Consider the following 25061-nt stretch of genomic DNA (forward strand, 5'->3'; position numbering starts at 1 on the left):
GACCTGCCCCTGGGTATGAGGAACCGCCCGCCCGAGCCGCGATCGGCCCGGGCGGGCGGTTTTCCGTGCCGGGCTACCGAACACTTGCCCAGTGCTCCACCCTTCAGGGTGGAGGGGTAGGGCATCCTCGTCCCGGCGGCCCGTAGGGGCGCAGCACCACTGCTGACGTCGCCTTGTCCGACAACGTAGGTGCGGACCTACCGCCGAGCGGGCGGGAAGTCAGGCCTCTGGAGGCCTTGTAAGACCACCTCCGGGTGGCAGGGGCCCGTGAAGCAGGAACCCGAGGGAGCACCGCGTAGCGGTTCTGACCGGAATCGCCTGCGTTCACGCAGACGAGGGCGTCAATTCTTGTAGCCCGTGACCTTGGCGATCCAGGCCACGAAGTCGGGCAGGTCGATGTTGGCGCCGTGGCCCTGGTCCCAGTAGTACAGGTAGTTGACGTTGTCACCGAGGCCCGCCGCGGCCGCCGCCAGGTTCGCGGAGATGATGTGCGAGGTGTCGGTGTCGCTGGTGCCCAGCCGGATCCACCAGTGCTTGGTGCGCTGGGGGTTGGCCTTCTCGACCAGGTGGTACATCGGGTTCATCAGGTTGAGCTTCTCGGGGATGTCGCTGTCGAGTCGCGTGCTGGTGACGCCGGTGGTGTCGTTCTTCAGGCCGTACGCCGTGAAGTGGCGGGCCTTGGTGGTGCCCACGCCGAACTCGTTGTTCTCGCCGGCCGACAGGTCGAAGGCGTCGAAGGCCGGAGTGGTCTTCTTGCGGGCGCCGACGTGGGTGAGGAAGTCGGCCCAGGTGAAGCCGGCCTTGCCGTTCTTCCAGGTGATGAAGGTGTTGGCGGCCAGGTAGGTCTCGCGGTCGGAGTCCGAGAGAGCGGCCAGGTAGGTGGTCGCCGAGGGCTCCAGGTACTGCGTGACCAGGTAGTCGTCGTAGTTGCGCGCGGTCAGCGTGCCGAAGCCGGAGCCCTTCAGGCCGCGCAGCTTCAACTTCGCCTGGTACTCGGCGAACTGCGACTGCAGAGCCTTTGACACCGTCTGGTCGACGACCGCGCCGGTGCTCTGGGTGACATTGGTGCCCCAGTTCCACTCGTAGGCGCCGTCGGCGTGCTCCAGGTCGGTGATCGGGCACCAGGCACCGGTCGCGAAGATCGCGTCGGAGGCGTCGGCGGCGCCGGCCTCCTTGAGGAGCTTGTCGTAGAGCTTGCTGTCGCCGGAGGCGCCGAGCAGTGAGGACAGGGCACCGCCCGCGCTCACACCGGCGGAGACGATCCGGTCGGTGTTGCCGGGGATGCGGCCCTTGTTGGAGCGCAGATACCGTACGGCGGCCTTGAGGTCGACGATCGCGGCGGGGGCGGTGCCGTAGTACTCACCGGCGGAGTTCGTGATCGTACGGCCGCGGGCGCCGGGCTCGACGACGACGTACCCGGCCAGCAGGGCCATCTGCGGCATGGCTGCCGCGCCACCGCCGCCGCCGGGCGGGGCGGCGGTGGCGGAGGCCGATGGAGAGGCGGACGCCGACGCGGTGGCGGACGCCGACGCAGAGGGGGCACCGCCGCCGGGAGGTCCACCGGCACCCACGGCACCGCCGATCCCGGTGGCCTCCGCCACGGAGGACTCGACGTACCCGGCGATGACGTTGGACAGCACGATGGGCGCGTTCGAGGCGTCCACGGCCTTGCCGTCGATCTCGACGGGCACGCTGACGATCAGGCTCTGGTACTTCTCGTCGACCGGCTTGGAGACGTAGGTGATGGCCTTCCAGAAGTGGTAGGTCACGTCGTGGGCGGTGCCGTCGGTGTCCGTGAGGGTGGTCGTGATCTCGGTGTAGGCGTCCGGATCGAAGACCAGGCCGTCGGAGGACGACGAGGCGGAGGCGGCCCCGGTCGACGCCTGCGCGCTGAAGGCGATCCCGCCGACCGCCGCGGCTCCGGCGGTGGCTCCGATACCCAGCACGACCGACCTGCGCTTGATTTCCTTGTGCTTCACGTTGACGTCCTCCGGATGGGTCCCGCCTGCGTTTGGTTTACTCCAGCAACCTAGGGCTGGGTGCTGTCAGTCGGCTGTCGGTTCCATTAATTGTTGACAATATTGTCCATGACTTGTCTGTGGCGGCCTAGGGTCCCTGAACGTCAGTAGTCCTCACCAAGGGAGAAAGACCTGTGAAGCGCCGCAGCCTCCTCACCGGGATCGTCGCCGCGACGGCCGCCCCCGCCCTCGCCGGATACGCCGTCCATTCGGAGCGCACTAGCCTGACCGGGACCCAACTGGCCGCGAGTTCCGGTCACATCGTCGCGGCCACGGCGATCACCGAGGTGTTCGGGGACGGGCAGAAGCTCACCGCCGTAGCGCTCGAATACGACGCGGAGATCGACGGGTCGACGTTGTCGCTGTCGACGTTCGAGGTGACCGACCGGACCGTGACCAACGTCTATGCCAACACCGCGGCGACGAAGGCGGGGCACGGGATCAATGGTCGTTACGTCATCGTCGAGCTCTCGCCCCTGGACGAGGCGGCCCGTCTGTACGAGGACGGGTTCTCGAATCCGTCCTCGTCTTCGTCCTCGCCTTCGTCCTCGCCTTCGGGCTCTCCCTCGTCCTCTCCCTCCGCCTCCGCCTCCGGTGGCCCGGGCGGAGGCGGAGGTGGCATGAAGAGCCCCACGCTGAAGGCGGCGTCGGCCGAGGTGACCCAGGCCGGCACCGTGACCACCACGGGCGGTGACGCCTACGCCGCCGACGCGGCCGTCACCACGAGCAAGGTCGACAACCTGATCGTCGACGACTTCCAGCAGTTGAAGTACACCGACGCCGAGACCGGCAACTCCCTCCAGTACAACCTGTTCGTGCCGAAGAACTACGACCGGCACAAGTCCTATCCGATGGTGCTGTTCATGCACGACGGCGGTACAACCAGCACGAACCCGCTCATCACCCTCACCCAGGGACTCGGGGCCGTGATCTGGGCGACCCCGAGCGAGCAGGCCAAGCACGAATGCTTCGTCCTGGCACCCCAGTTCACCAGCCAGACGGACGAGGGCAGCGACGGCAACGCACCCGCCCTGAAGACCATCAAGGGCCTGATCGACTCGCTGGCCGACAAGTACCGCATCGACCGCAAGCGCCTCTACACCACAGGGCAGTCCGGCGGCACCATCACCTCCATCGCGCTCGACTTCACCTACCCCGACCTCTTCGCCGCCTCCTTCCTCGTGGCCGGCCAGTGGGACGACCTCTCCCAGGTCAAGCCGCTCGCCAAGCAGAAGATCTGGGCCGTGGTGTCCGAGGGGGACGAGCAGGCGTACCCCGGGATGACCGGGATCATGGACACCATCGAGAAGGAGGGCGCGAAGATCAGCCGCGCGGTGTGGGACGGCCAGCTCACGCCCTCCGAGTTCGCCCCGTACGCCGCGGCGATGCGGGCCGAGAAGACCCCGGTCAACTTCGTGGCCCTGAAGAAGGGCACGGTGGTGTGGTCCGGCCTGACGGAGAACTCCGTCGACAACCACATCTGCACCTGGCGGGCCGCCTACACCATCGAGGGCATCCGCGACTGGCTCTTCGAGCAGAAGCGCAAGTGACCCGCCCACGGCACGGGTTCAGCCGGTGCTGTCGTTGTAGAGCCTGTCACCGCTGTAGACAGCGGTGATGGTCTCGCCGGTCCCTGCGGCGGCACGGCCGGGCAGGACGGCCTTGCCGCCGCGGAGCCGGACGGGCCCCCCGAGGTCGACCCCGTCGGCCTTGAACTGAACCGTGCCGGTGGGGGTGGCGGGTTCGCTGGTCGCGGCGGTGACCGTGGCCGTCGGCCGCCCGGAACCGTCGGTGGTCACCTTGGTGGTCGTGGCGCGGAAGCCGACCCGGGAGAGGAAGTCGTGCAGGGTCCGCTGCCAGAGAGCCCAGGTGTGGCCGCCGCCCACGGAGTAGTAGGTGAAGGGCACGCCCGCGTTGATGAGGCCCTCGCGTTCGGTGATCGCGGTCATCATGGGCGCGTTGCCGCCGAGGTCCTGCTGTCCGATGGCGAGGTGGACGCCGAGCAGCTTCTTGAGGGCGGGCTTCTTGTACGCCTCGTCGACCGGGGTGTCGCCCGAGCCGGTGACCGTGACGGCGGGAGCGCCGGAGGCCGGGGACCACACGCCGTAGTAGCCGAAGGCACCGGTGTCCCCGAAGAGGAAGTTGTTCGCCTGGGTTCCGTAGGCGCTGGTGCCGGCGAATGCGCGGTCGGCCGCGTCGGTGCCGATGTTGTAGTGCTGCTCGATGTAGGGCAGCACGGTGCCGGTGATCTCCGTGGTGTAGCTGCCCATGGTGATGCCGGAGCCGTTGGGCATGACGACGACGGCGGGCTGCATCCTCCCCGCGGCGATCAGATGGTCGACGATCTGCTCCAGCCTGCCGCGCGTGGACCAGGCGAGCTCGTTCTCGCCGCCGCCGTGGCTGAGGAGGAACACCGGATAGGGAGTTGAACGTTCCGGGTCGTAGCCGGGCGGGGTGTAGACGGCCAACTGGTGCTCACCGGTCGCGGAGTTGGGCGTCGGGTAGGTGACCTCGGTGAGCTTTCCGCGCCGGGACGCGGGAACGTCCGCCGTGTAGGAGAGGTCGGGGGTGCCGGACTTCCTGTCGGAGGGGACGTACACCTGGCTGAAGACGGCGGGCGAACCGGCGGTGGTCCAGGCGGGGTTGGCGGGGTCGGTTGTCGCCGTGCAGCCGGTGAGCGTGGCGGAGGCGCAGTCGGCGTAGAGCTGGTAGTCGAAGGTGCCCGAGGGCAGCGGGACGGTGTAGGACCAGATGCCCGAGGCGTCCTTGGTCATGGTCCCGACGGCCCACGCCTCGCCCGGCTGGTTGGGCGACTGGAGGGGGAAGTCGCCGGGTTTCCAGTCGGCGGCGGACACGGGGGTGGCGTTGGTCGGGTCGGTGCTGGTGGAGGCGGTCGACGCGAAGGACCAGGTGCCCTTGATGCGCATCGAGCCGGCCGACGGGGCCTTGACGCGGAAGGTGACCTGGTAGCCGGTCGGTCCCGTGCCCGTGTGGGTCACGGTGGGACCGAGGGCGGTGACGGGCTCCGGGGTGCGGGCGTTCGCCGACGTGGTGGTGAGCAGGGTCGCCGCGGTCAGGGACACGGTGAGGACACCTCGGCACAGGCGGCCGGTGGTCGTGGCGGCCATCAGGCACCCCAGGCCGCGGAGGCCGTGGTCGGCGGCAGGAAGGCCACCCGGGTCAGGAAGTCCCTCAGCAGGATCCGCCACACATGCCACTCGTGACCGCCGTCGACGAAGTCGGTCTGTACGTGGATGCCGGCGGCGGTGAGGTCCCGTACGGCGCGGAACGGGCCCCGGTGCAACGTCGAGAAGCCGACGTTGATGGGGTCCTGCCAGCCGCAGCCGACGTAGACCGACACCTGCCCGATGGCGGCCTTCCGCTCCTCGGTCAACGTGGTGTTCGGGGGCAGGCCCGCGCTCATGATGCCGTAGTAGCCGAAGACCTCCGTGTTGTTCAGGAGCAGATAGGCGGTGCGCATGCCGCCCGCCGACAGTCCGGTGTAGGCGCGGTCGGACGCCGACGTCGAGACGTTGTAGTGGTCCTCGACCCAGGGAATGACCCGTTCGATCAGGTCGGTGCGATGGGCCTGGTCCTGCGTCGAGCTCGCGTAGCCCGTCGCGTTGGGCATGACGACGACCATCGGCTCGACCTCGCCGTGGCCGATCAGGTTGTCCATGATGTCGGCCATGGCGCCCTGGGTGCTCCAGCCCATCTCGTTCTCTCCGCCCCCGTGGCTGAGGTAGAGGGTCGGGTAGGGCTCGGCGCGCTTCGGGTCGTAGCCGGGTGGGGTGTAGACGACCAGGTAGTTCTCGTCGGCGGGTGTGACGTGACCGGGCGAACCATAGGTGACGTAGCGGAGCTTGCCGCGGCCGCCGTGCGGGGCGGGGCCCTGCCAGGACCGGTCGACCGTCCGGAAGTCGGGGTCCGACGGGACGTAGATCTGACTGCGGTCGACGGCCCTGCCCTGCACGACTCCGTCCGTCACGTTCCAGGCCGGGTTGCCCGGGTCGGGCAACTGACCGGCCGTCGTCGTGTCGTCGGCCTGCGCGTCGACGAAGAAGCCGTACGTGTACACACCGCTGGGCAGGGGTGTGGTGTACGACCACACCCCGTCGCGTCCCCTGACCATGTCGACCACCGGCCAGACGGGGCTGGTGGAGTTGGGGTGGGAGGCCGGTACGTCGCCGGGCCGCCACTGCGCCGGCAGCAGGCCCTGGGTCTCGACGAGGTGGTCGGGGCCGGTGACGCGGGGGCTCAGTTCGCTCGGCCGCTCGAAGTACCACTCGCCCTTCAACTGGACGCGCTCGGCGGAGGGGGCGTGGTAGCGGAAGGTCACCTCGTAGCCGGTCGGGCGTCTACCGGTATGCCTGACCACCGGGCCGTACTTCCCGTGCTGCCCGGTGGTCAGACCGGTCGGCCCGGCCTGCCCGGTCGCGTACGCGGGAGCTGCTCCGAGGGCGGTCCCCGTGAGAGATGCTCCTCCGACGGCGGCCGTCACAGCGCGGGCGATTTCGCGTCTCGTCATCGACATGCCCCTCAGGATGTCGGCCACCGCGACGACGGCTACTCCCGCGGAACGCAAACTCATCGTGCACAGCGCGACCTGTGAGTCCGTACTGACCGGTTGTGACCCGGGGGACAGGGGTCACAGCATGGGTCGACTTTCCCGGGCCATGTCCCGACCCGCCCGTCCCTCCCTTCCCCACGGAGAACCCTTGACTTGGAGAGATGTCCCAGCCCTGTTCCGCTCCACCCCGCTCGGCCGCCGCGGCCTCCTCGGAGCCGCCGGTGCCACGGCCGGTGCCGCACTGGTCGGCGCCGCGGGGGCGGCCCCCGCCTCGGCCACCGGCCGAACCGCCTCCGAACGGCCCGTACGCACCGAGTCGGGCCTCGTCACCGGCGTCCCCGCCGCCCTCGACGGTGTCACCGTCTACAAGGGCATCCCGTACGCCGCCTCCACCGCCGGTGCGAACCGCTGGCGCGCACCGCGCCCGGCGCCCTCCTGGTCGGGCGTGCGCAAGGCGGACACCTGGGGCGCCGCCTGCCCCCAGCCCGTCACCGGCATCGACGCGGACAAGGTGCCCCCGCTGAGCGAGGACTGCCTGAACCTCAACGTCTGGACGGCGGGGGCGGGTTCGGCCGGTTCTAAAGACCGTCGCCCGGTGTTCGTCTGGATCTACGGCGGCCGCAACAGCGCCATGTGGGCCTCCCAGCCGGTCTACGACGGTGCCGCGCTCGCCTCCAAGGGCGTGGTCGTGGTCACCTTCAACCACCGCGTCGGTGCCTTCGGCAACCTCGCCCACCCCGAGCTGAGCGCCGAGGGCGGCCATGGCGGCTCGGGCAACTGGGGCGTGCAGGACACCGTGGCCGCGCTGAAGTGGATCCGGCGCAACATCGCCGCGTTCGGCGGGGACCCGGAGCGCGTCACGCTGGCGGGCTGGTCGCACGGCTCGTCGTTCGTGAACATCCTGATGATCTCGAAACTCGCCCGGGGCCTGTTCCACCGCGCCCTGCTCGCGGCCGGGGTGCAGTACACCAAGGACCCGGCCCTGGGTCATGTGGCGGGCGGCTACGACTCGTTGGCCACCGCAGAGGCCAACGGCACCGCGTTCGCCGACTACATGGGCGCCTCCTCCCTGGCCGGCCTGCGCGCGCTGAGCGCCGACGAGATCGTCTCCAAGGTGTACGCACCGGGCGCCCCGGCCACCGGCACCGACTTCGGCAACGTCCTCGACGGTTACGTCCTGCCGACCACGTACACCGGCGCCATGGAGTCGGGCACCGAGTACGACATCCCGGTCCTCACCGGCAACAACAAGGACGAGAACGGTGCTTCACCGACGCTCGCGATGACGGTGACGCAGTTCCAGCAGTACGCGGCCACAACCTTCGGCGACCAGGCGGCGGACTTCCTGAAGCTCTACCCGGCCGCCACCGACGCCGAGGCCGCCGACCAGTACAACAACTACGCGCGCGACGAGGAACGCGTCTCCACCTTCCTGTGGGGCACGCAGTTCCGGAACAGCGCGGGCAACCGCAGCGCGATCTACAACTACTGGTGGACCCACGCGCCCCCGGGCAGTGACACCACCAACCCGATCGAACCGGCCGACGGCGCGGGCGCCTACCACGGCGCCGAGAAGTACTACCTCTTCGGCAACCTGTACGGCACGGACCGTCCGTGGACCGACGAGGACCGCGCGATCGCGGACACGACGTCCTCGTACGTGGCCCGGTTCGCCGCCACCGGGAACCCCAACGGCCGCGGCCTGCCGCCCTGGCCCGCCCTGCGCACCACCAAGCCGCTCTCCATGGAACTCGGCGACGCCTTCGCGCCCCTGCCCGCGGCCGACAGCGACGCCAAGTACGCCTTCCTCAAGGCCTATCTGCTCTCCCAGACCACGGAGTACTGACATGCCCGTACTGAGCACCTGGTGCCGTATGAGAAAAGCCACCCTGCTCGCCGTCCTGGCCGCCGCGATCGCGCTGGTCACCGGCGGAAGCGCGGCGCTCGCCTCCGGCTCCCCGGACAGCGGGCAGGCCGTCACCGCGGTCAACGCCGCCACGACCACGTCCGGCATCGCGCCCGCCATGACCTGCTCCCAGGTGGCCTCCCTGGACCTCGCGGCCGCCGTACCCGACGTGCCGTTCGAGATCACCTCGGCCGCCCCGGTGGCCGCCGCCGACAACACGCTCGGCGACTGGGCGTACTGCAACGTGCAGGGCGTGATCGCCCCGCAGATCCACTTCCAGCTGCGCCTTCCGCAGTCCGGCTGGCAGGCGAACTACCTGCAACTGGGCTGCGGCGGCCTGTGCGGCAACGTCAACACCTCCAGCGCCGCCGCGTCGTACGGCTGTGTCCCGCTCACCGACGGCGCCTTCGCGGTCGGCTCCAGCGACGAGGGCCACTCCCAGGGCGGCGGGCTCTTCTCCACCGACCCGACCCTGCGCGCCGACTTCGGCTACAAGTCCGACCATCTGCTGGCCCAGGTGGCGAAGGTCCTGGTCAAGCAGTACTACGGCACCCCCGCCACCCACTCCTACTTCGACGGCTGCTCCCAGGGTGGCCACCAGGCCCTGACCGAGGCCCAGCGCTACCCGACCGACTTCGACGGCATCGTCGCCGGCGCCCCGGCCAACAACTTCACGGCGCTGAACACCTTCTCGCACGCCTGGACCGCCCAGTCCGTCTACCTGAACGGCGGCCCGGCGACCATCACCACGGCCGACCTCGCACCCCTGCACGCGGCGGTCCTGAAGGGCTGCGACGCACCGGCCGACGGGATCATCGCCGACCCGCTGGCCTGCACCTGGGACCCGGCGAGCATCAAGTGCGAGGCCGGGCAGACCTCCACGACCGCCGACTACTGCCTGACCGCCGACCAGGTCACCACCCTGCGCCGCATCTACTCCGGGCCGACCGACGAACACGGCCAACTCCTCTACCCCGGCTACCAGTTGCGCGGCTCCGAGCTCAACTGGGCCGGGATCATCGTGCCCACGACGGCGACCGGCACCACCGGTGACATGAACTTCGTCCGGGAGACCATCCGCTACCAGGTCTTCGACGAGCCGCACCCCGAACTGACCTACAAGGACGTCAAGTTCACGGCGGCCTACTTCAAGAAGATCATGCGGCCGAACGAGGGCATGTACGACGCCACCGACCCCGACCTGACCGCGTTCAAGAAGGCGGGCGGCAAGCTGATCCTCTGGCACGGCCTGGGCGACCAGCACATCCCGGCCGTGGGGACCATGGCGTACTACAAGGCCGTGCAGAAGGTCATGGGCGGCGCGGCGGCCACCAGCAGCTTCGCCCGGCTGTTCCTGCTCCCGGGCGTCGCGCACTGCGGCGGCGGCCAGGGCCCGGACAGGCTGGACGCCCTGACGGCGATCACCGCCTGGGTCACCAAGGGCCAGGCCCCCGACAGCCTCCTCACCACGGCGGTCGACAGCACCGGCAAGACCACCGCGACCCGCCCGGCGTACGCCTTCCCGTACGTCGCCAAGAACACCACCGGGGGCCCGGCGGACCAGGCGAGCAGCTACACCCCCGTCCTGTCCAAGGCGGAGTCGAACCTGACCCTGAACTGGCTCGGCTCGTTCCGCTCCGGCTACGAGACGGTCGGCAACTGGGTCCACGGGAAGTGGGTGGCCAGCAAGGGCAAGGTGTGATCCGAGCGGCACGAGGACGTCGTACACGACCGACTCGGCCTCTGACAGCTCCGCCTCGCCGGGGCACTCCGACCGTACGGCGTCGGGGTGCCTGCGGTGGGTTCCGCGGGTGCCCCGCCATCGGTCAGGCGATGGCGATGCCGTCCAGCTTGCCGGCCTTCGCCTCCTCCACCAGGGAGGCGAACTGTACGGCGCTCATCTCGACGCGCTGGCCGAAGTCGTCGGTGAGCAGCACGCGGCGCTCCGCGGGCGCGTTCGGGTCGACGAACAGTTGCGGACAACCGCAGTCGCACTCACCGCAGAAGGTGGCCAGTGGCTCAAGACCGGTGACGTCGCTCATCGTGCACTGCCTTTCGGGGATGTCGGGCGGCCGGAGGCGGGGCGATCTCCCGGGGCCGAGTACTGCCAAAGGACATACCCGCGGGCGCGCGGCGCGACGCGCCAGGCCGCATGGCTTCCGGGGCGCGGTGCCGTGCTCCCGTACGCCGGTGCACCCCGGGTGCTTTCGCCGTATCGAGCCCGGCCGGAACCAGCTGCGTATCTTCAACGGCCAACCGGGGAGGGTCCGTTCATCTCGCAGGGGCGGAAGCCGGGTCATCGGAGCGGTGCGGGCTAGGGTGTCGGTCATGACCGACACCCTGACCATCGGAGTGCTGCTCTTCGAGGACGTCGAGGAACTCGACGCGGTGGGCCCGTGGGAGGTGCTCGGCTTCTGGGCCTCCCATGTCGCCTCGTCCTCCGTGCGGGTCCTGGCCCTCGGTCCGGACGCCGGTGTGGTGCGCGGTTCCCAGGGGCTCGGGCTCGTCGCCGACCACGCCCTGGGCGAGGCGCCGCGCCTTGACGTGCTTGTCCACCCCGGCGGCGGCGGAACGCGTGCCCTGGTCAAGGACACCGCGCACCTGGAGTGGCTGCGGGGCCTGCACGAGCGGGGCACCGTCCTGGCGAGTGTGTGCACCGGATCGCTGGTGCTCGCCGCCGCCGGACTGCTGGCGGGCCGCCCGGCGACCACGCACCGGGACTTCCTCGACAAGCTCGCGAAGATCGACCCCTCGGTCGAGGTGCGGAAGCGGGAACGGTACGTGGACGACGGTGACATCGTCACCAGCGCCGGGGTGTCGGCCGGCATCGACATGGCCCTGCACCTGGTGGCCCGCTACGACGGGGCCGAGGCGTGCGAGCTGACGCGGGCCGGGATGCAGTACGAGGCCCCGGGACCGTGACGGACTCCGGGGCCTGACCGGGGGTCAGCGGACGGCGCTCTCGGCCCTCCTGCCGTCCCCGTCGGCGGCGGTGTCGTCCCCGGCCGTCCGGTCGCCGGCGAGCGGCCGGGCGCCGTAGGTGACGCGGATGACGCCGTCGGCGTGCCGCTCGGTGCTCGCCCGGACGCCGAAGACGTCCCGGAGGACCTCCGGGGTCAGCACCTCAAGGACCGGTCCGGCGGTCACCACCGCTCCCTCGTGCAGGACGACCAGGTGGTCGCAGAGCCGGGCGGCCAGATCGAGGTCGTGCAGGACGGCCAGCGTGGTGACCCCGGTGGCGCGGATCAGGTCCAGCAGCTCGAACCGGGCACGGATGTCGAGGTGGTTGGTCAGCTCGTCCAGTACCAGCAGCTGCGGGCTCTGCGCCAACGCGCGTGCCAGCAGGACGCGTTGACGTTCCCCGCCGGACAGGGAGGCGTAGTCGCGTTCCGCGTAGGGGCGTACTCCGCAGTGCTCGATGGCCTCCTCGACGGCCCGGTGGTCCTCCGTTCCGTCGCGGCCGAGCAGACCGTGGTGGGGCGCCCGGCCCAGGGCGACGATCTCGGTGACGGTCAGGCCGGTGGTGTTGCCGCCGGCGTCCTGGAGGACGGCGGCCGTACGGCGGGCGGCGGCACGGGCGGACAGGGCCCATACGTCGTCGTCGCCGACCCGGACCGCGCCGTCCGCCGGTCGCAGTGAGCGGTAGACGGTGCGCAGCAGGGTGGACTTGCCGCTGCCGTTCGGGCCGACGAGGCCGACGATGTCGCCCTTTTGGGCCTCAAGGCTCACGCCGCGCAGGATCGGGTTGCGGTCCAGGGTGATGTGGAGCCGGTCGACGGTGAGTTTCATGGTGTCAGTCCAGGCCCTTGTTGCGGCGCAGCAGCCACAGGAAGAAGGGGGCGCCGAGCAGGGCGGTGAGGATGCCCAGCGGCAGCTCGTTGGGGCGGTTGAGGGTGCGGGAGAGCAGGTCGACGAGGACCAGGTAGACGGCTCCCGACAGGGCGGTCAGGGGCAGCAGTCGGCGGTGGTCGGCGCCCGTGGTCAGCCGCACGAGATGGGGGATCATCAGGCCGACGAAGCCGATGCTGCCCGCGACCGCGATGACCGTGCCGGTCAGCAGCGCGCTGAGGACCAGGAGCAGAGCACGCAGGCGGTTGACGTCGACACCGAGGGCGGTGGCGGACTCGTCGCCTGCCAGCAGGACGTTCAGCCGACGGCCGAACAGGGTCAGCAGCGCGGTCGTGACGAGGACGACCACGGTCACGGTGGGGAGTTGGTTCCACTGGGCGCCCGCGACACTGCCCAGCATCCAGAACGTCACCGTCCGCAACTCGGTCGGCGTCGCCTGGAGTTGCACGAAGCTGGTCGCGGAGAGGAAGACATAGCCGACGGCGACACCCGCCAGCACCAGCCGGGTCGGCGCCATCCGTCCCCGCCGCCGGCCGAGCGCGAACACGAGCGCCCCGGCGACGACCGCACCGACGAAGGCCGCCGCCGACACCCCGAGCCCGGCGAGCGCGATCCCGCCGCCCAGGGTGATGACCAGGACGGCGCCGAGCGTGGCGCCGTAGGAGAAGCCCAGCACGATGGGGTCGGCCAGCGGATTGGACACCACCGTCTGGAGCACCGCGCCGGACACGGCCAGGCCGGCGCCGACCAGGGCCGCCAGGACGACCCGCGGGGTGCGGAAGTTCCAGACGATCTGGTCGAGTGCGGGGTCGTTCGGTGCCTTCCCCGCGCCGGTGACGTGATGGAGGACGATTCCCCACACGTCGCCGAGCGGGACGTTGACGGCGCCGATGCTGATCGCCACGATCATGGTCGCGAGCAGCGCGACGGGCAGGAGCGTGAACGCCAGCGGGAGCTTGAGGCGGGTCAGAAGGCGTCGGGGTGCAGCATCTTGGCGACCTTCTGCACGGCCACGTCGTTGCTGGGGCCCAGGTACATCGAGTCGGACAGCGTCACGTACGCGTTGTTCTTGGAGGCCGGCCACTGGGGGAACTCCTTGAGCAGTTTCTTGGCGTAGGCCGCCGGGTCGGGGTCGTTGTAGGCGATGACGACCAGGGCGTCGACGTCGGAGGCGGCGACCTTCTCCTTGCTCAGGTCGGCGAAGGAGGTCTTGGAGGCGTTCTCGAAGGCGTTGGAGCCGCCGGCCCGGGTGAGGATGTCGTTGTAGATGCCCTTGGCGACGACCGAGCTGAAGTCGTTGCCGCCCATGGACATGTTGGAGAAGAGCACCATGACCTTCGGTGTCTTCTGGCCCTTCACCTTGCCGGTGACGGCCGCGATGTTCTTCTCGGAGGCGGCGATCAGCTTCTCTGCCTTGTCGCTGACGTTGAAGACCTTGCCCATGTCGCGCAGCAGCTGGTAGCTGTCGGCGATGGTCATCTTGGAGGTGTCCTGGTCGCAGCCCTGCGGGGAGACGTAGCTGTTGGCGCCCACCTGCTGCAGCTGGTCCCGGGTGGCGAAGCCGTTCTTCTCGTCGAAGCCGTACGACGTCGTGGACAGCACCAGGTCCGGACGCAGGCCGAGCATGGCCTCCCGGGGGATGTCGTAGGCGTCGTTGAGTTTCACGTCACCGGTGGGCAGCTTCTTGATGGCCGCGGCCCGGCCCGCGACCTCGGACATGCCGTAGGTCTGCTGGTTGGCGACGATCTTGTCCCCCAGGCCGAGGGCGAGGAGCGTGGAGACCTCGGCGACGGAGGCGCCGTTCATCACGACGACCCTGCTGGGCGCCTTCTCGAAGGTCTCCTTCGCACCGCAGTTGTCGAGGGTGACCGGGTATCCGGTCTTCGCGACGGCGGCCTCGGTCGTCGTGTCTCTCGCCTTGTCGTCGGACGACGAGCCGCACGCCGCCGTGAGCAGACAGAGGGCTGCGGCCAGGGCGGCGGCGGCCGGCCGGTGCATCGACATGCGGGCTCCTTGCGTGGAGAACGTGCTCATGGGCTGACGGTCGTGTTGCAGTAGTCGGGCTGAAGTGGCCCTGAGTTCCCGGCCGTTGGCGACTGTTTCGCGGACACCCCGGTAGGGGTCCCGGAGCGCCGGGCGGGGGCGGGCAGCACTCCGGCCGTCACACAGTGGTCCAGGGAGCGGAAGAACAGGTCGCGGTCGACGGGCGGGCAGGTGATCCCGCTGCCCTCCAGGCCCGCCCGGACCCGGTCGGCGTGGACGCGGCCCAGGCGCAGGTCGGTCGCGGTGGCCCCGCCGACGGAGGTCTGTTCCGTCGAGTCGAAGAAGGCGAGCGTCGTGGCCGCCGCGTCGGCCGAACGCGGCAGGTGCTCCCGCCACTGGGCGAGCGGCACGGTCCGTACCGGATAGCCGTACTCCCGCACCCAGTCGTAGACGTCCGCGAGGCGTACGCGGGGCAGGGTGGCGTGGTGGAAGACCGGGCCCGGGGCGGTCCCGGCCCGCTGCCCCAGACACAGGTGCACCAGGGAACGCGCGACGAAGTCCACCGGAGTCCACACCTCGTCCTCGTAGAGCTCCGGGACGATCCCCTGCGGTATCCCCGCCCGCAGCACGCTCCACAGGAAGTCCCGCTCGTTGACGTAGCCCGTGTCGGCGGGCCCGACCACCCGGCCCAGGCGGTGGACCGTGACGGGCAGACCCCGCTGCGCCGCCTGTTCCAGGAGCCGCTCGGAGGCCCACTTGGACTGCTGGTAGCCGTGGCGCAGGCCCTCGTGGAGCGGCAGGAACTCCTCCCGCACCTCGGGGCTGAGGCTCGCCGGCGGGGCCACGGACAGGGTGGAGACGTAGTGCAGGGGTGTCGTGCCGACGGCGGCGAGGCGCAGGAGCTGCCGGGTGGACTCGGTGTTGGCGGCGCGCAGGGTGGCGTAGTCACGCATGATGCTGACGGTCGCGGCGTTGTGGAAGATCGCGTCGCAGCTCGCGGCGAGCTCGGACAGGGTTTCGCGGGACAGGGCGAGGCCGGGGCGGGCCAGGTCGGCGGGCAGGGCCGTCAGACGGGCGGTCGCGTGGTCGTCGAGCGTGATGCCGTGCCGCGCGAGGGCTTCGTGGACGCGGGCGCCGGCTCCGGGTACGTCGGCGGCCCGCACCGCGCAGACGATCTCGGCGTCCGTGGCGGCCAGCAGCCGGGCCAGCAGATGCGCGCCCACGAAACCGGTGGCACCGGTCAGCAGAATGCGCCGGGGAGCGGCCTGCGGGGTACGGCGGATGCCGGGCCGGATGCCCGGATCGAGCTCGGAGTCGGTGAGCAGGGCGGGCGGGAAGGCGGGCGGGGCGTCGGGGAGGGCCTGCGTTCCGGCTTGCGTTCCCGCTTCCGTTACGGCTCGCGATTCGGCCTCCGTCAGGAAGCGCGCCAGGGTCGCCGCGGTCGGGTGCTGGAAGAGCCAGGCGACCTTCACGTCCCGGCCGAGTTGGACGCCGAGCCGGTTGGCGACCTGGATGGCCTGGAGGGACTGGGCACCCAGGTCGAACACGTCGTCGTCCACCGTCATGGTGTCGTTCCCGAGCATCTGTCCCCAGATGCCGGTGATGGTCAGCTCCAGGGGACTGCCGGCCGTGGGCGCCCGGTGAGCGGGCGGCTCGGCGAGTGCGTTCCGGTCGATCTTGCCGGAGCCGGTGCGGGGCAGCCGGTCGACTAACTCGATCGCGGAGGGGATCATCGCCGCGGGCAGCAACGCCCGCAGCCGCTCCCTGATCTCGGCGGCGGGCGGCGCGGGGGCCTCCGTCACGAGGTGGGCGGCCAGGCGCCGGGTGCCGTCCGGCAGGATCTGCCCGACGACGGCCGCCTCCCTGATCCGGGGATGCCCGAGCAGGGCGCTCTCGACCTCGGCGGGCTGCACCCGGTGTCCGCTGATCTTGAACTCGGTGTCGGCCCGGCCCAGATGGCGCAGTTGCCCGTCCTCGCCGATGCGGACCAGATCGCCGGTGCGGTAGGCGCGCGGGGCGTCCGGCAGGACGGCGAGCGGCGCGAAGCGCGCGTTGTCCGGTACGTCCGGCCGGTAGCCGTCGGCGAGGGTGGGACCCAGTAGATACAGCTCGCCGTCGGCCACCGCCGCCCTCGTGCCGGGCAGGGGCAGGCCGATGGGGACGTCTCCGGCGGTGAGTTCGGGGGCGTGCAGGTCGGCGACGGTGGCGACCACGGTGGCCTCGGTCGGCCCGTAGGTGTTGAGCAGCGCGACCGAGGTGCCGACCGCCTTGCGCCAGCGCTCGACCCGTTCGGGCAGGGCCGCCTCACCGCCGATGACGACGGTCCGCACGCCCTCGGGCAGGGCGGCGGCGCCGGTCGAGACGGCGTAGGCGAGCTCGTGCCAGTAGGCGGTGGGCAGGTCGAGGACGCTCACCCGCAGCCGTGCACAGGCGTCGAGGAAGCGCGGCACCGACTCGGTCATGTCGTCGGAACGGATCACCAGGGTGGCGCCCGCGCACAGGGTCAGGAAGATCTCCTCCACGCTGGCGTCGAAGTGCAGAGGGGCGAACTGGAGGACCCGGTCCTCGCGTCGCAGCCCGTAGCGGTGCGTGGCAGCGGCGACGAAGTGGGCCAGCGCCGCGTGACCGACCGCGACGCCTTTGGGGCGGCCGGTGGAGCCCGAGGTGTGCAGCACGTACGCGAGGTCCGTGAGCCGCGGCGCGGAGGAGGGTGCGCCGGTGGGCTCGGGGTCCGGGTGGTCCAGCGGGAGTACGGCCTGGTCCGGGAAGTCGGGTGCGCGGTCTGCGGTGGTGAGGACGAGCACCGGGGCCGCGTCGGCCAGCAGCCTCGCCGTGCGGTCGGCGGGGGCCCGCGGGTCGAGGGGGCAGTAGGCGGCGCCCGACAGGAGCACACCCAGGATGGCGGTGACCGCCTCGATACCGCGGGGCAGGGCCACGGCCACCACATCGCCCCGACCGGTGCCCCTGGCGGTCAGGCGGCGGGCGATGTCCCGTGCGGCGCCGAGGAGTTGGGCGTAGGTGAGGCTTTCGTCGGCGTGCTCCACCGCGACGCTCCCGCCCCTGCGGACGGCGTGGTCGGCGATCAGGTCCAGCACCGGGCGGGCGGGAGTGGGCAGCGGGCCGCCGTCCAGGACGGGAACGGGCCGGTGCGCCCGCGGTCCGCCGAGCGGCCGGTCCGGGTCGGTGAGGGCCTGCGTCAGCAGGGCGAGCAGGCCCTCCTGGAAGGCGGCCGTCTCCGTCTCCGTGTACAGGTCGGGGTTGGTGTCGACGGCGACGCGCAGCCCGGTGCCGTCCCCGCGGTCGTACACGTTGACCGCGAGGTCGTCGACGGGGCCCGCGGACACGTTGTGGGCGGTGCTCGGAAGCCCGGCGAACTTCAGGTCGTACTCGAACGGCATGATGTTGACGCCCGGACCGGACAGTCGGCGCCTGCCGCCCACCAGCTTCAGGTCACGGCGCAGTTGCTCGTAGCGGTAACGCTGGTGGGGCAGTCCGGCGCGCAGTTCGCGGGAGAGCCGGGGGACGAGGACGCGGAGGCTGTCGTCGGGGGTGACGGGCACGCGCAGGGGCAGGATGTTGCGGACCATGGCGGGCACCCGCAGCGAGACCGAGCCGAGGCGGCCCATCGCCGGGAGGCTCAGCACGATCTCCGGGGCCCCGGTGACCCGGTGCAGATGGGCGACGGTCACCGCGAGCAGCACCTCCGACCAGGTCACCGACAGTTCGCGGGCGACGGTGCGCAGAGCGGCGGCCCGGTCCGGGTCCAGGTCGGTGACGTGCCGGTGGAAGGTGTGGGCGGGCAGGGCGGAGCGGCCCGCCGGGGTTGCCACCGGCGGACGGTCGGCGTAGCGGCCGGTCCAGTGGGCCCGGTCCTTGGCGTGACGGGAGGAGTCGCGGTAGGCGCGTTCCTCGGCGCGGACGGACTCCAGGGTGCCGAAGCCGCTGTCCGGTACGGGCTCACCGGCCGTCAGGGCGCTGTAGACCTGGGCGACGCGCCGGGCCACGAGCGAGAGGCCGAAGCCGTCGAGGGCGATGTGGTGGACGCGGTGGTACCAGAGGAACTCCTCCGGTGCCGTGCGCAGCAGGGCGTGGCCGAAGACCGGGCCGCGGGTGAGGTCGACGGGACGGGCCATGTCCTGGTCCATCCAGGCGAGGGCGGCGGCACGCGGATCGGGTTCGGCGGTGAGGTCGGCGATGTGGGTGTGCCAGTCGCCTGCCGGGGTGTCGGCCTGCCGGGGGCGGCCGGTGTCGTCGGTGTCGAAGGTGACGTTCAGGGCCTCGGTCTCGGCGACGACGTGATGCAGGGCCCGGTCGAAGACGGCCGGATCCACCGGGCCGGTGATGCGCAGGTATTCGGCGGTGTTGTACGCCGGGCTGTCCGCGTCCAGTTGCTGGCCCGCCCAGATGCCTTCCTGGGCGGCGAGCAGCGGACGGCGTTCAGGCGTCGGCATGGTCGGCTCCCCGTGTGCGTTCGGTGAGCAGCTGCCACCACTGGGCGAAGGAGGTGCACTCGGCGAGGTCGACGAAGGTCACGTCGGCACCGGCCGCCCGCCAGCCTTCCAGCAGGGTGACGATGCGCAGCGAATCCAGCCCCGCGGCGAACGGGCTGTCCTGCAGGTCCACTTCGCCGGGCTCCAGGAACAGGCACTCCGCCAGGTCCACGCGGAAGCCTTCCAGGGTGAGCGGTCCAGGCATGGAGCTCTCTCTCAATGGCTCTTCCCTCTCAATGGCTCTTCCATCGGCTGGGCAGGTCAGTTGACCTTGCGCGCGGCCCCGCTCCAGAAGCGGTCGCGAAGTTCGCGGCGGAGGATCTTGCCGCTGGGGTTGCGCGGGACGTGGTCCGTGAACTCGTAGCTCGCGGGCAATTTGAAGGCGGCCAGCCGCGGCAGGAGGAAGGTGTGCAGGTCCCGGGGGCTGGGCGGTTCGCCCGCGGCCGGTACGACGAAGGCGTGGACCTTCTCGCCCCAGCGCTCGTCGGGAATGCCGACCACGACCGCCTCCCCGACCCCGGGGTGGTGTTCCAGGACGTTCTCGATCTCGGCCGGGTAGACGTTCTCCCCGGCGACGAGGATCGCGTCCTTGATGCGGTCGCGGATGAACACGTAGCCGTCCTCGTCGAGGCAGCCGGCGTCACCGGTGTGGATCCAGCCGTCGACGAGGGTCTCGGCGGTCCTGTCGGACAGGCCCCAGTACTCGACCATCCTGGCCGGAGTGTGCAGACAGACCTCCCCGACCGCACCCGTGGGCAGTTCGCGGCCCTGGTCGTCGATCACCTTGACCCTGACCCCCGGGTAGGGATGCCCGGCGGCCTGCATACGGGGGCTGCCCGGGACATGGGCGGCCGGGGGCAGGCAGACGGCGGTGTTGCCGGTCTCGGTGAGGCCGTAGATCTGGGCGAACTCGCAGTCGACGACGGCGAGGCTCTCCTCCAGGAGCGCCTCGGAGATCGGGGAGCCGCCGTAGACCGTCTTGCGCAGAGTGGTGAAGTCCTTGGCGCTGACGCCGGGTTCGGTGAGCATCATGCGGAGCATGGCCGGGACCACACAGGCGGTGGTGATGCCGAGGCCGCGGATGAGGTCCACGGCCTGCCGGGCGGCGAAGGCGGGCATCGCCACCACCGTCGTACCGGCGTTGAGGTTCTGGGTGGCCCACCACAGGCCGCCGACGTGGAATCCGGGGATGCCGATCAGCGCGATGTCGCCTTCCCGCCAGTCGATCCAGTCCAGCCCCTCGCTCGCGAGAGCGTCGCGGATCGCGAAGAAACTGCGGTGGGCGAGGACGACCCCCTTGGGCAGGCCGGTGGTTCCGCTGGTGTAGAGCTGGGCGACCGGGGTGTCCGGGGTGGCCTCGAACTCCGTTTCATCGGAAGGGTGTTGGGCACGCCATGCCTCGATCGAGGTGACCGGGACGACGGTCTCGGGAGGGGCGGTGGGCATCCCCTCGACGATCGGGGTGAACTCGTCCTCCACGAACAGCAGCCGGGTGCCGGAGTCCTGGAGGATATGGCTCACCTCCGGTGCGGTGAGCCTCCAGTTGACCGGGACCAGCACGGTGCCGGTCTTGGCGCAGGCGAAGAGGGCCTCGTAGTAGTGCTCGGACTCCTTGCCCAGATACGCCACCCGGTCGCCCTCGGTGAGTCCGGCGGCCCGCAACGCGTGCGCCATGCGGTTGCTGCCGTGGTGCAGGTCCGCGTAGGTCAGGGTGCGGTCCTCGCAGATCACCGCGGCGGCGTCCGGCCGGCGGCCGACGTGGAAGCGGGTGGTGTGGACGAGGGTGTTCAGTTCGGGGTGGTGGATGCGGGCGCCCTGCCGCGACGCCGACGTCGATGTCTCCATGAGGGGACTCCCTTCGGTGGGTCGGTCAGGGGACGTTGACGAATGCGAGGGTCGCCTCGCCGTCGCTCCGGCCGCCGTGGGCGTCCTGGTAACGGAACACGGTCTGGGCGTGGAGGAAGGGGCTGGCGCCGCCGGGGGCGCGCCGGGTCACCGAGCGGAACTCCATCTCCCCGGTGAAATCACGGGGGTTGACGGGCCGTCGGAAGTTCGCGGCGAAGCGGGCGATGAGGATGTCCGGGAGCTGGTGGCGCCAGAAGTCGTCGAGGGTCCAGTCCTCGAACCCGGTCAGCAGTCCCTCTTTCACCGACTTGGCGACCAGGTAGTACATCATCTGGTTGTAGGCGATGTTGACCTCGACCGAGTTCAGATGGCCGGTGTCGTCGATGTAGCAGGACTCCGGGATCGCGAACGCGCAGTGCGCGGCGGAGAGTCCGGCGTCGGCCGTGACCTCGGCGGACCTCAGGTACTTGCAGTGCGGCTTGTAGGGCACCAGGACCCGGGCCAGCAGTTCCTCGTCGGTGGGGTACGACCGCTGGGACGGGGCGGCGGGGCGGTCGGTGGCCGGCGCGGTCACGCGGCGCGCATCCCGTCGTACAGCTTGCGCTCGTCGTGGACGGTGACGCGGTGGGAGACGGTGGGCTCAGGGGTGGTGGTGTGGCGGGCGCGGTGGATGAGGCTGCGGTTGTCCCAGACCAGCAGGTCGCCCTTCTCGAAGCTCTGCAGATGGATGCCCTCGTGCTCGAAGGTGTCGTCGAGCTGGCCGGTGGCCTCGAAGAGGCGCTTGAGCAGTTCCTCGTCGAGCGGGTCGCCGTCCTCGGTCTCGATGCCTACGGTGAAGCCCTCGCTGATGTAGAGGACCGTCTCGCCCGTCATCGGGTGGGTGAAGGTGGTCGGCCGGACGACGGGCGGGGTCTTCGTCTCGACCTCCTCGATGATCTCGGAGATCGGGCGGTAGACGTCGTTCGGGCGGATCTTGAAGTACTTGCGCACGGAGTGCCGGCAGCGCGTCCCGGCGATCTCCTTCCTCAGGACCTCGGGCAGCCCCTCGTACGCCCGGCCCATGTCGATGAAGTAGGTGCCGCGGTTCTTCTCCGGGACGACCTGCGGGTGGATCAGGGTGAGGCCGAAGGGGTCGGGCATGAACTGGTAGTCGGCGTGCCAGAACTTGCCCGTCTTCGGCACCCCTATCTGCCTGCCGTTCTCCGGGACGTTGGAGGAGACGAATATCTCCGGGACGTCCGGGTGCTTGTACATGGGCTCGTAGTAGGTCTCGGGGCGGCCCAGGCGCCTGCCGAGGGCGAGGAACTGTTCGGGGGTCAGGTCCTGGCCCTTCAGGACGGCGATCTTCTTGGTGTAGACGGCCTCTTTGAGGGCGTGGATGTCCGCTGCGGAAGCCGTGGTGTGGTCGAAGTCCTCGACGGTGACACCGAGCGCGGCGCCGGGCTGGTCCGTGATCTTCATGGCTGTCGGTCCTTCCGAAGGCTCAGACGGTGGTGGTGCGGCGGGAGTCGACGAGGTCGGCGATCCGACCCAGGGGCACGTCGGGCTGGAGTTCGTCGTCGCCGACGGTGACGCCGAGGTCGCGTTCGATGCGGATGCTGATCTCGACCGTGGTCAGGGAGTCGATGTCCAGCGCGCCGAGGGTGGTCTCGGGGCGGGTGACGTCGGCGGGGAGGTCGTGCAGTCTCGCGATGATCTCGACGATCTGCTCGAAGGTGGTCGTCATGGTGTGTTCCGTTCGGTGTGCGGGTGTGGGGCGAGCGAAGGCCAGGTGGTGAGGCAGGACCCCCAGGTGAGGCCGCCGCCGAAGGCGGTGAGCAGCAGACGGTCGCCGGGGCGGATCCGCTGTCCGGCCACGGCGTCGGCCAGGGCCAGCGGGATCGAGGCGGCACCGGTGTTGCCGACCGTGTCGACGTTGGCCACGCAGCGCTCCCTGGGCAGCCCCAGGTCGTCGGCGACGGAGTGCAGGATGCGCAGGTTGGCCTGGTGGGGCACGAAGTGGTCGACGTCGTCGGTCTTCCAGCCGGCCCCGGACAGCACGGTCCGCGCCGAGGCGGCCATCCGGGTCACCGCGTGCCGGTAGACCTCCTTGCCGCGCATCGCGAAGTGCCGTTCGGCGTGGGTGGGTTCGGCTCCGGTGGACCGCTGGCGTGAGCCGCCCGCGGCGACCGTGATCAGGTCCTCGTGGGCGCCGTCGCTGCCGAGGTCGAAGGGGCCGACCGCGCCGGGCTCGTCCGGATCGCCCGCGCGCAGTACGACCGCTCCGGCGCCGTCCCCGAAGATGATCGCGTTGGTCCGGTCGAGCGGGTCGACGATGGTGGAGTAGGTGTCCGCCCCGATGAGCAGGACCCGGCGGGCGACACCGGAGGCGATGAGCCCTGCGGCGGTGGCGAGGCCGTACACGAACCCGGTGCACACCGCGCCGACGTCGAAGGCCGCGGCTCCCGCGAGTCCCAGGCGGCCGGCCACCACGGGTGCGGTGGCGGGGCAGGGGCGGTCCGGGGTGGTCGTGGTGACGATCACCGTGTCGGCGGGTCCACCGCCGGAGGAGTCCAGGGCGAGCCGTCCGGCCTCGACGGCGAGATCGGAGGTGGCCTGGCCGGGCCCGGCGACGTGCCGTCGGCGGATTCCGGTGCGGGTGCGGATCCAGGCGTCGTCGGTGTCCAGCCGCGCGGCGAGTTCGTCGTTGGTGACCACACGGGGCGGCACCCATCCGGCCAGTCCGCACAGGACGGCCGCCGGACCCGGCGGGCGGGGGATGTAGCTGGGCACGGCTGTTCTCCTCGTGGGGTGAGAAGTGAGGTCTGCAGGGGTGGGGGAGGCGTCCTACGCGGCGTCGGTGGCGGTCGCGTCGTCCTGCCCGGCGACGGTGGCGGTCACGTCGTCCTGCCCGGCGACGGTGGCGGTCACGTCGTCCTGCCCGGCGACGGTGGCGGTCGCGGTTCTGCGCAGGGCCAGGACGAGCGGGATGCCGCAGCCGAGTCCGGCCGCGATGGCGAGGACGGCGGCACGGATACCGGTCAGCAGGGCGTCGTCGGACGGCCCGTGACCGACGCCCCTGGAGAGGGCGACCAGCAGGGCGAGGCCGACCGCACCGCCCACCTGAAGCGTGGTGGACGCCATGCCGGAGGCCACGCCCTGGTCATCGGCGGCCACGCCGGCGGCGGCGACGATCCACATACCGGTCCAAGCGGCGCCCTGGCCGAGCCCGAGCAGCACGATGCCGGGCAGGAGCAGCGGGTACGAGCCGTTCCCGGTGAGCGCGAGCGCCAGGGCGGCCGCTCCTGCCGCGCCCAGCACCATGCCGCAGACGAGCATGCGAGCCACCCCGACCCGGGCGACGGCACGTTCGCCGATCTGGGTTCCCAGGGCGGTCACCAAAGCGGGGACGAGGAACGCCAGGCCGGTCGCGAACGCGCTGTAGCCGCGCACGTTCTGGAAGTAGAGGGTCATGAAATAGGGCAGCGAGCTGAAAGTGGCGCTGTAGAGGGCGGTGATGGCCATCGCGGCGATCAGCCCCCGGTGGGCGAACAGCCGCGCCGGCACCAGCGGGTCGCGCGAGCGGGTCTCGACGAGCGCGAAGACGGTCAGCAGGACGGCCGAGAGCGCCGCGCCGAGCAGGGCGGACGGGCTGCCCCAGCCCGCCTCGGGGGCGTGCACCAGCACGAAGACCAGGAGCGTGATCCCACCGGTGGCCGCCAGCGCGCCCGTGACATCGAAACGCCGGGTCCCGGTGCGCGGGCCGTCCGCCGGGAAGAGCCGTAGCGCCGCCCACGCCAGCGCCGCCGCCACGGGGACGTTGACGAAGAACACCGACGGCCAGCCGAACGCCTCCACCAGCACCCCGCCCAGCAGCGACCCGAAACACAGGCCCCCGGCTCCGGCGGCGCCCCACACCGCCAGGGCCCGGTTCCGGGCGGGCCCCTCCTCGTAGATCGTGTTGATCAGGGCGAGGGTGGCCGGGAACAGCAGCGATCCGCCGAGGCCCTGCACCGCGCGGACCGCGACCAGCACCCCCGCCGACTGGGAGAGCCCGCCGACCAGTGACGAACCCGCGTACATGAGCGCCGCGGCGACGAACGCCCGGCGCCGGCCCAGCAGATCGGCCGTCCGGCCGCCCAACAGGAGGAAGCCGCCCGTCGTCACGACGTAGGCGCTCACCACCCACTGGAGGTCGTGCGGAGAGAAACCCAGGTCTGCGCCTATGTCGGGAAGGGCGACGTAGACGATGTTGTAGTCGAGCGCGATGACCAGCTGGGCCAGCGCCAGAACGAGAAGGGACAGTCGTGCCCGCACCGGTCGACATCCTCCTCAGCCAGCAATGAAAAACGGCGAACAATTCAGACCGGAAAACCGAACCGGTCGATCAATTTCGGTCACGATAACACTGGCGAGACGGC

Annotated in this window: 19 protein-coding genes; 4 read left to right on the forward strand and 15 right to left on the reverse strand. The window is 70.8% G+C overall.

The features are described from left to right. Positions 1 to 341: 341 nt before the first annotated feature. Positions 342 to 1979 (reverse strand): subtype B tannase, encoded by a 1638-nt coding sequence (locus ACI2L1_RS01525; protein ID WP_404737272.1) that lies wholly within the window; start codon positions 1977 to 1979, stop codon positions 342 to 344. A 173-nt stretch (positions 1980 to 2152) separates the two neighbouring features. Between ACI2L1_RS01525 and ACI2L1_RS01530 the strand changes: the two genes are divergently transcribed. Next, positions 2153 to 3568: a hypothetical protein gene (locus tag ACI2L1_RS01530; RefSeq protein WP_404737273.1), complete on the forward strand. Its 1416-nt coding sequence runs from the start codon at positions 2153 to 2155 to the stop codon at positions 3566 to 3568. An 18-nt stretch (positions 3569 to 3586) separates the two neighbouring features. Here ACI2L1_RS01530 and ACI2L1_RS01535 read toward each other — a convergent pair whose 3' ends face one another. Together ACI2L1_RS01535 and ACI2L1_RS01540 are read right to left on the reverse strand one after the other, a co-directional pair. Continuing rightward, positions 3587 to 5146, reverse strand: coding sequence for an alpha/beta hydrolase-fold protein (locus tag ACI2L1_RS01535; RefSeq protein ID WP_404737274.1), 1560 nt, complete (start codon positions 5144 to 5146; stop codon positions 3587 to 3589). Then, the gene (locus tag ACI2L1_RS01540) at positions 5146 to 6546 is read right to left on the reverse strand and encodes an alpha/beta hydrolase-fold protein (protein ID WP_404737275.1); all 1401 of its coding nucleotides are present in this window, start codon (positions 6544 to 6546) and stop codon (positions 5146 to 5148) included. The genes ACI2L1_RS01535 and ACI2L1_RS01540 overlap by 1 nt, the downstream gene beginning before the upstream one ends. A gap of 190 nt (positions 6547 to 6736) precedes the next feature. Here ACI2L1_RS01540 and ACI2L1_RS01545 point away from each other — a divergent pair, with 190 nt between their 5' ends. Both ACI2L1_RS01545 and ACI2L1_RS01550 read left to right on the forward strand, forming a co-directional pair. Beyond that, positions 6737 to 8434, forward strand: coding sequence for a carboxylesterase/lipase family protein (locus tag ACI2L1_RS01545; protein WP_404737276.1), 1698 nt, complete (start codon positions 6737 to 6739; stop codon positions 8432 to 8434). A 1-nt stretch (position 8435) separates the two neighbouring features. Beyond that, a complete protein-coding gene (locus tag ACI2L1_RS01550; protein WP_404737277.1) occupies positions 8436 to 10196 on the forward strand; it encodes a tannase/feruloyl esterase family alpha/beta hydrolase in 1761 nt (586 codons plus the stop codon). A 124-nt stretch (positions 10197 to 10320) separates the two neighbouring features. Here ACI2L1_RS01550 and ACI2L1_RS01555 read toward each other — a convergent pair whose 3' ends face one another. Further along, positions 10321 to 10536, reverse strand: coding sequence for a hypothetical protein (locus ACI2L1_RS01555; protein WP_404737278.1), 216 nt, complete (start codon positions 10534 to 10536; stop codon positions 10321 to 10323). A gap of 286 nt (positions 10537 to 10822) precedes the next feature. Between ACI2L1_RS01555 and ACI2L1_RS01560 the strand changes: the two genes are divergently transcribed. After that, a complete protein-coding gene (locus ACI2L1_RS01560; RefSeq protein ID WP_404737279.1) occupies positions 10823 to 11416 on the forward strand; it encodes a DJ-1/PfpI family protein in 594 nt (197 codons plus the stop codon). A gap of 24 nt (positions 11417 to 11440) precedes the next feature. Here the strand turns inward: ACI2L1_RS01560 and ACI2L1_RS01565 are convergent, their stop codons facing one another. The 11 genes from ACI2L1_RS01565 to ACI2L1_RS01615 are packed head-to-tail and all read right to left on the reverse strand — an operon-like array spanning position 11441 to position 24957. Then, positions 11441 to 12283, reverse strand: a complete 843-nt coding sequence (locus ACI2L1_RS01565; RefSeq protein WP_404737280.1) for an ABC transporter ATP-binding protein — start codon at positions 12281 to 12283, stop codon at positions 11441 to 11443. Between the two features lie 4 nt (positions 12284 to 12287). Continuing rightward, complete coding sequence (locus ACI2L1_RS01570; RefSeq protein ID WP_404737281.1) at positions 12288 to 13253, reverse strand: FecCD family ABC transporter permease; 966 nt, start codon at positions 13251 to 13253, stop codon at positions 12288 to 12290. Positions 13254 to 13309: 56 nt separating this feature from the next. Further along, on the reverse strand, positions 13310 to 14347 hold the full coding sequence (locus ACI2L1_RS01575) for an ABC transporter substrate-binding protein (protein ID WP_404737412.1): 1038 nt from the start codon (positions 14345 to 14347) through the stop codon (positions 13310 to 13312). Between the two features lie 26 nt (positions 14348 to 14373). Next, positions 14374 to 18777 (reverse strand): amino acid adenylation domain-containing protein, encoded by a 4404-nt coding sequence (locus ACI2L1_RS01580; protein WP_404737282.1) that lies wholly within the window; start codon positions 18775 to 18777, stop codon positions 14374 to 14376. Further along, positions 18764 to 19021 carry a phosphopantetheine-binding protein gene (locus ACI2L1_RS01585; RefSeq protein ID WP_404737283.1) on the reverse strand — a complete coding sequence of 86 codons (258 nt, stop codon included), beginning with the start codon at positions 19019 to 19021 and terminating at the stop codon, positions 18764 to 18766. Before ACI2L1_RS01585 ends, ACI2L1_RS01580 begins: the two co-directional genes overlap by 14 nt. 56 nt (positions 19022 to 19077) lie before the next feature. Further along, positions 19078 to 20661 carry a long-chain-fatty-acid--CoA ligase gene (locus ACI2L1_RS01590; protein ID WP_404737284.1) on the reverse strand — a complete coding sequence of 528 codons (1584 nt, stop codon included), beginning with the start codon at positions 20659 to 20661 and terminating at the stop codon, positions 19078 to 19080. Between the two features lie 25 nt (positions 20662 to 20686). Next, positions 20687 to 21235 carry an FcoT family thioesterase gene (locus ACI2L1_RS01595; RefSeq protein ID WP_404737285.1) on the reverse strand — a complete coding sequence of 183 codons (549 nt, stop codon included), beginning with the start codon at positions 21233 to 21235 and terminating at the stop codon, positions 20687 to 20689. After that, positions 21232 to 22122 (reverse strand): TauD/TfdA dioxygenase family protein, encoded by an 891-nt coding sequence (locus ACI2L1_RS01600; protein WP_404737286.1) that lies wholly within the window; start codon positions 22120 to 22122, stop codon positions 21232 to 21234. The genes ACI2L1_RS01595 and ACI2L1_RS01600 overlap by 4 nt, the downstream gene beginning before the upstream one ends. Before the next feature lie 22 nt (positions 22123 to 22144). Then, positions 22145 to 22387, reverse strand: coding sequence for an acyl carrier protein (locus ACI2L1_RS01605; protein ID WP_404737287.1), 243 nt, complete (start codon positions 22385 to 22387; stop codon positions 22145 to 22147). Further along, the gene (locus ACI2L1_RS01610) at positions 22384 to 23433 is read right to left on the reverse strand and encodes a beta-ketoacyl-ACP synthase III (RefSeq protein WP_404737288.1); all 1050 of its coding nucleotides are present in this window, start codon (positions 23431 to 23433) and stop codon (positions 22384 to 22386) included. The genes ACI2L1_RS01605 and ACI2L1_RS01610 overlap by 4 nt, the downstream gene beginning before the upstream one ends. A gap of 54 nt (positions 23434 to 23487) precedes the next feature. Continuing rightward, positions 23488 to 24957 carry an MFS transporter gene (locus tag ACI2L1_RS01615; protein ID WP_404737289.1) on the reverse strand — a complete coding sequence of 490 codons (1470 nt, stop codon included), beginning with the start codon at positions 24955 to 24957 and terminating at the stop codon, positions 23488 to 23490. Positions 24958 to 25061: the final 104 nt, after the last annotated feature.

The organism is Streptomyces sp. NPDC019531, assembly GCF_044903305.1.
Lineage (GTDB): Bacteria > Actinomycetota > Actinomycetes > Streptomycetales > Streptomycetaceae > Streptomyces.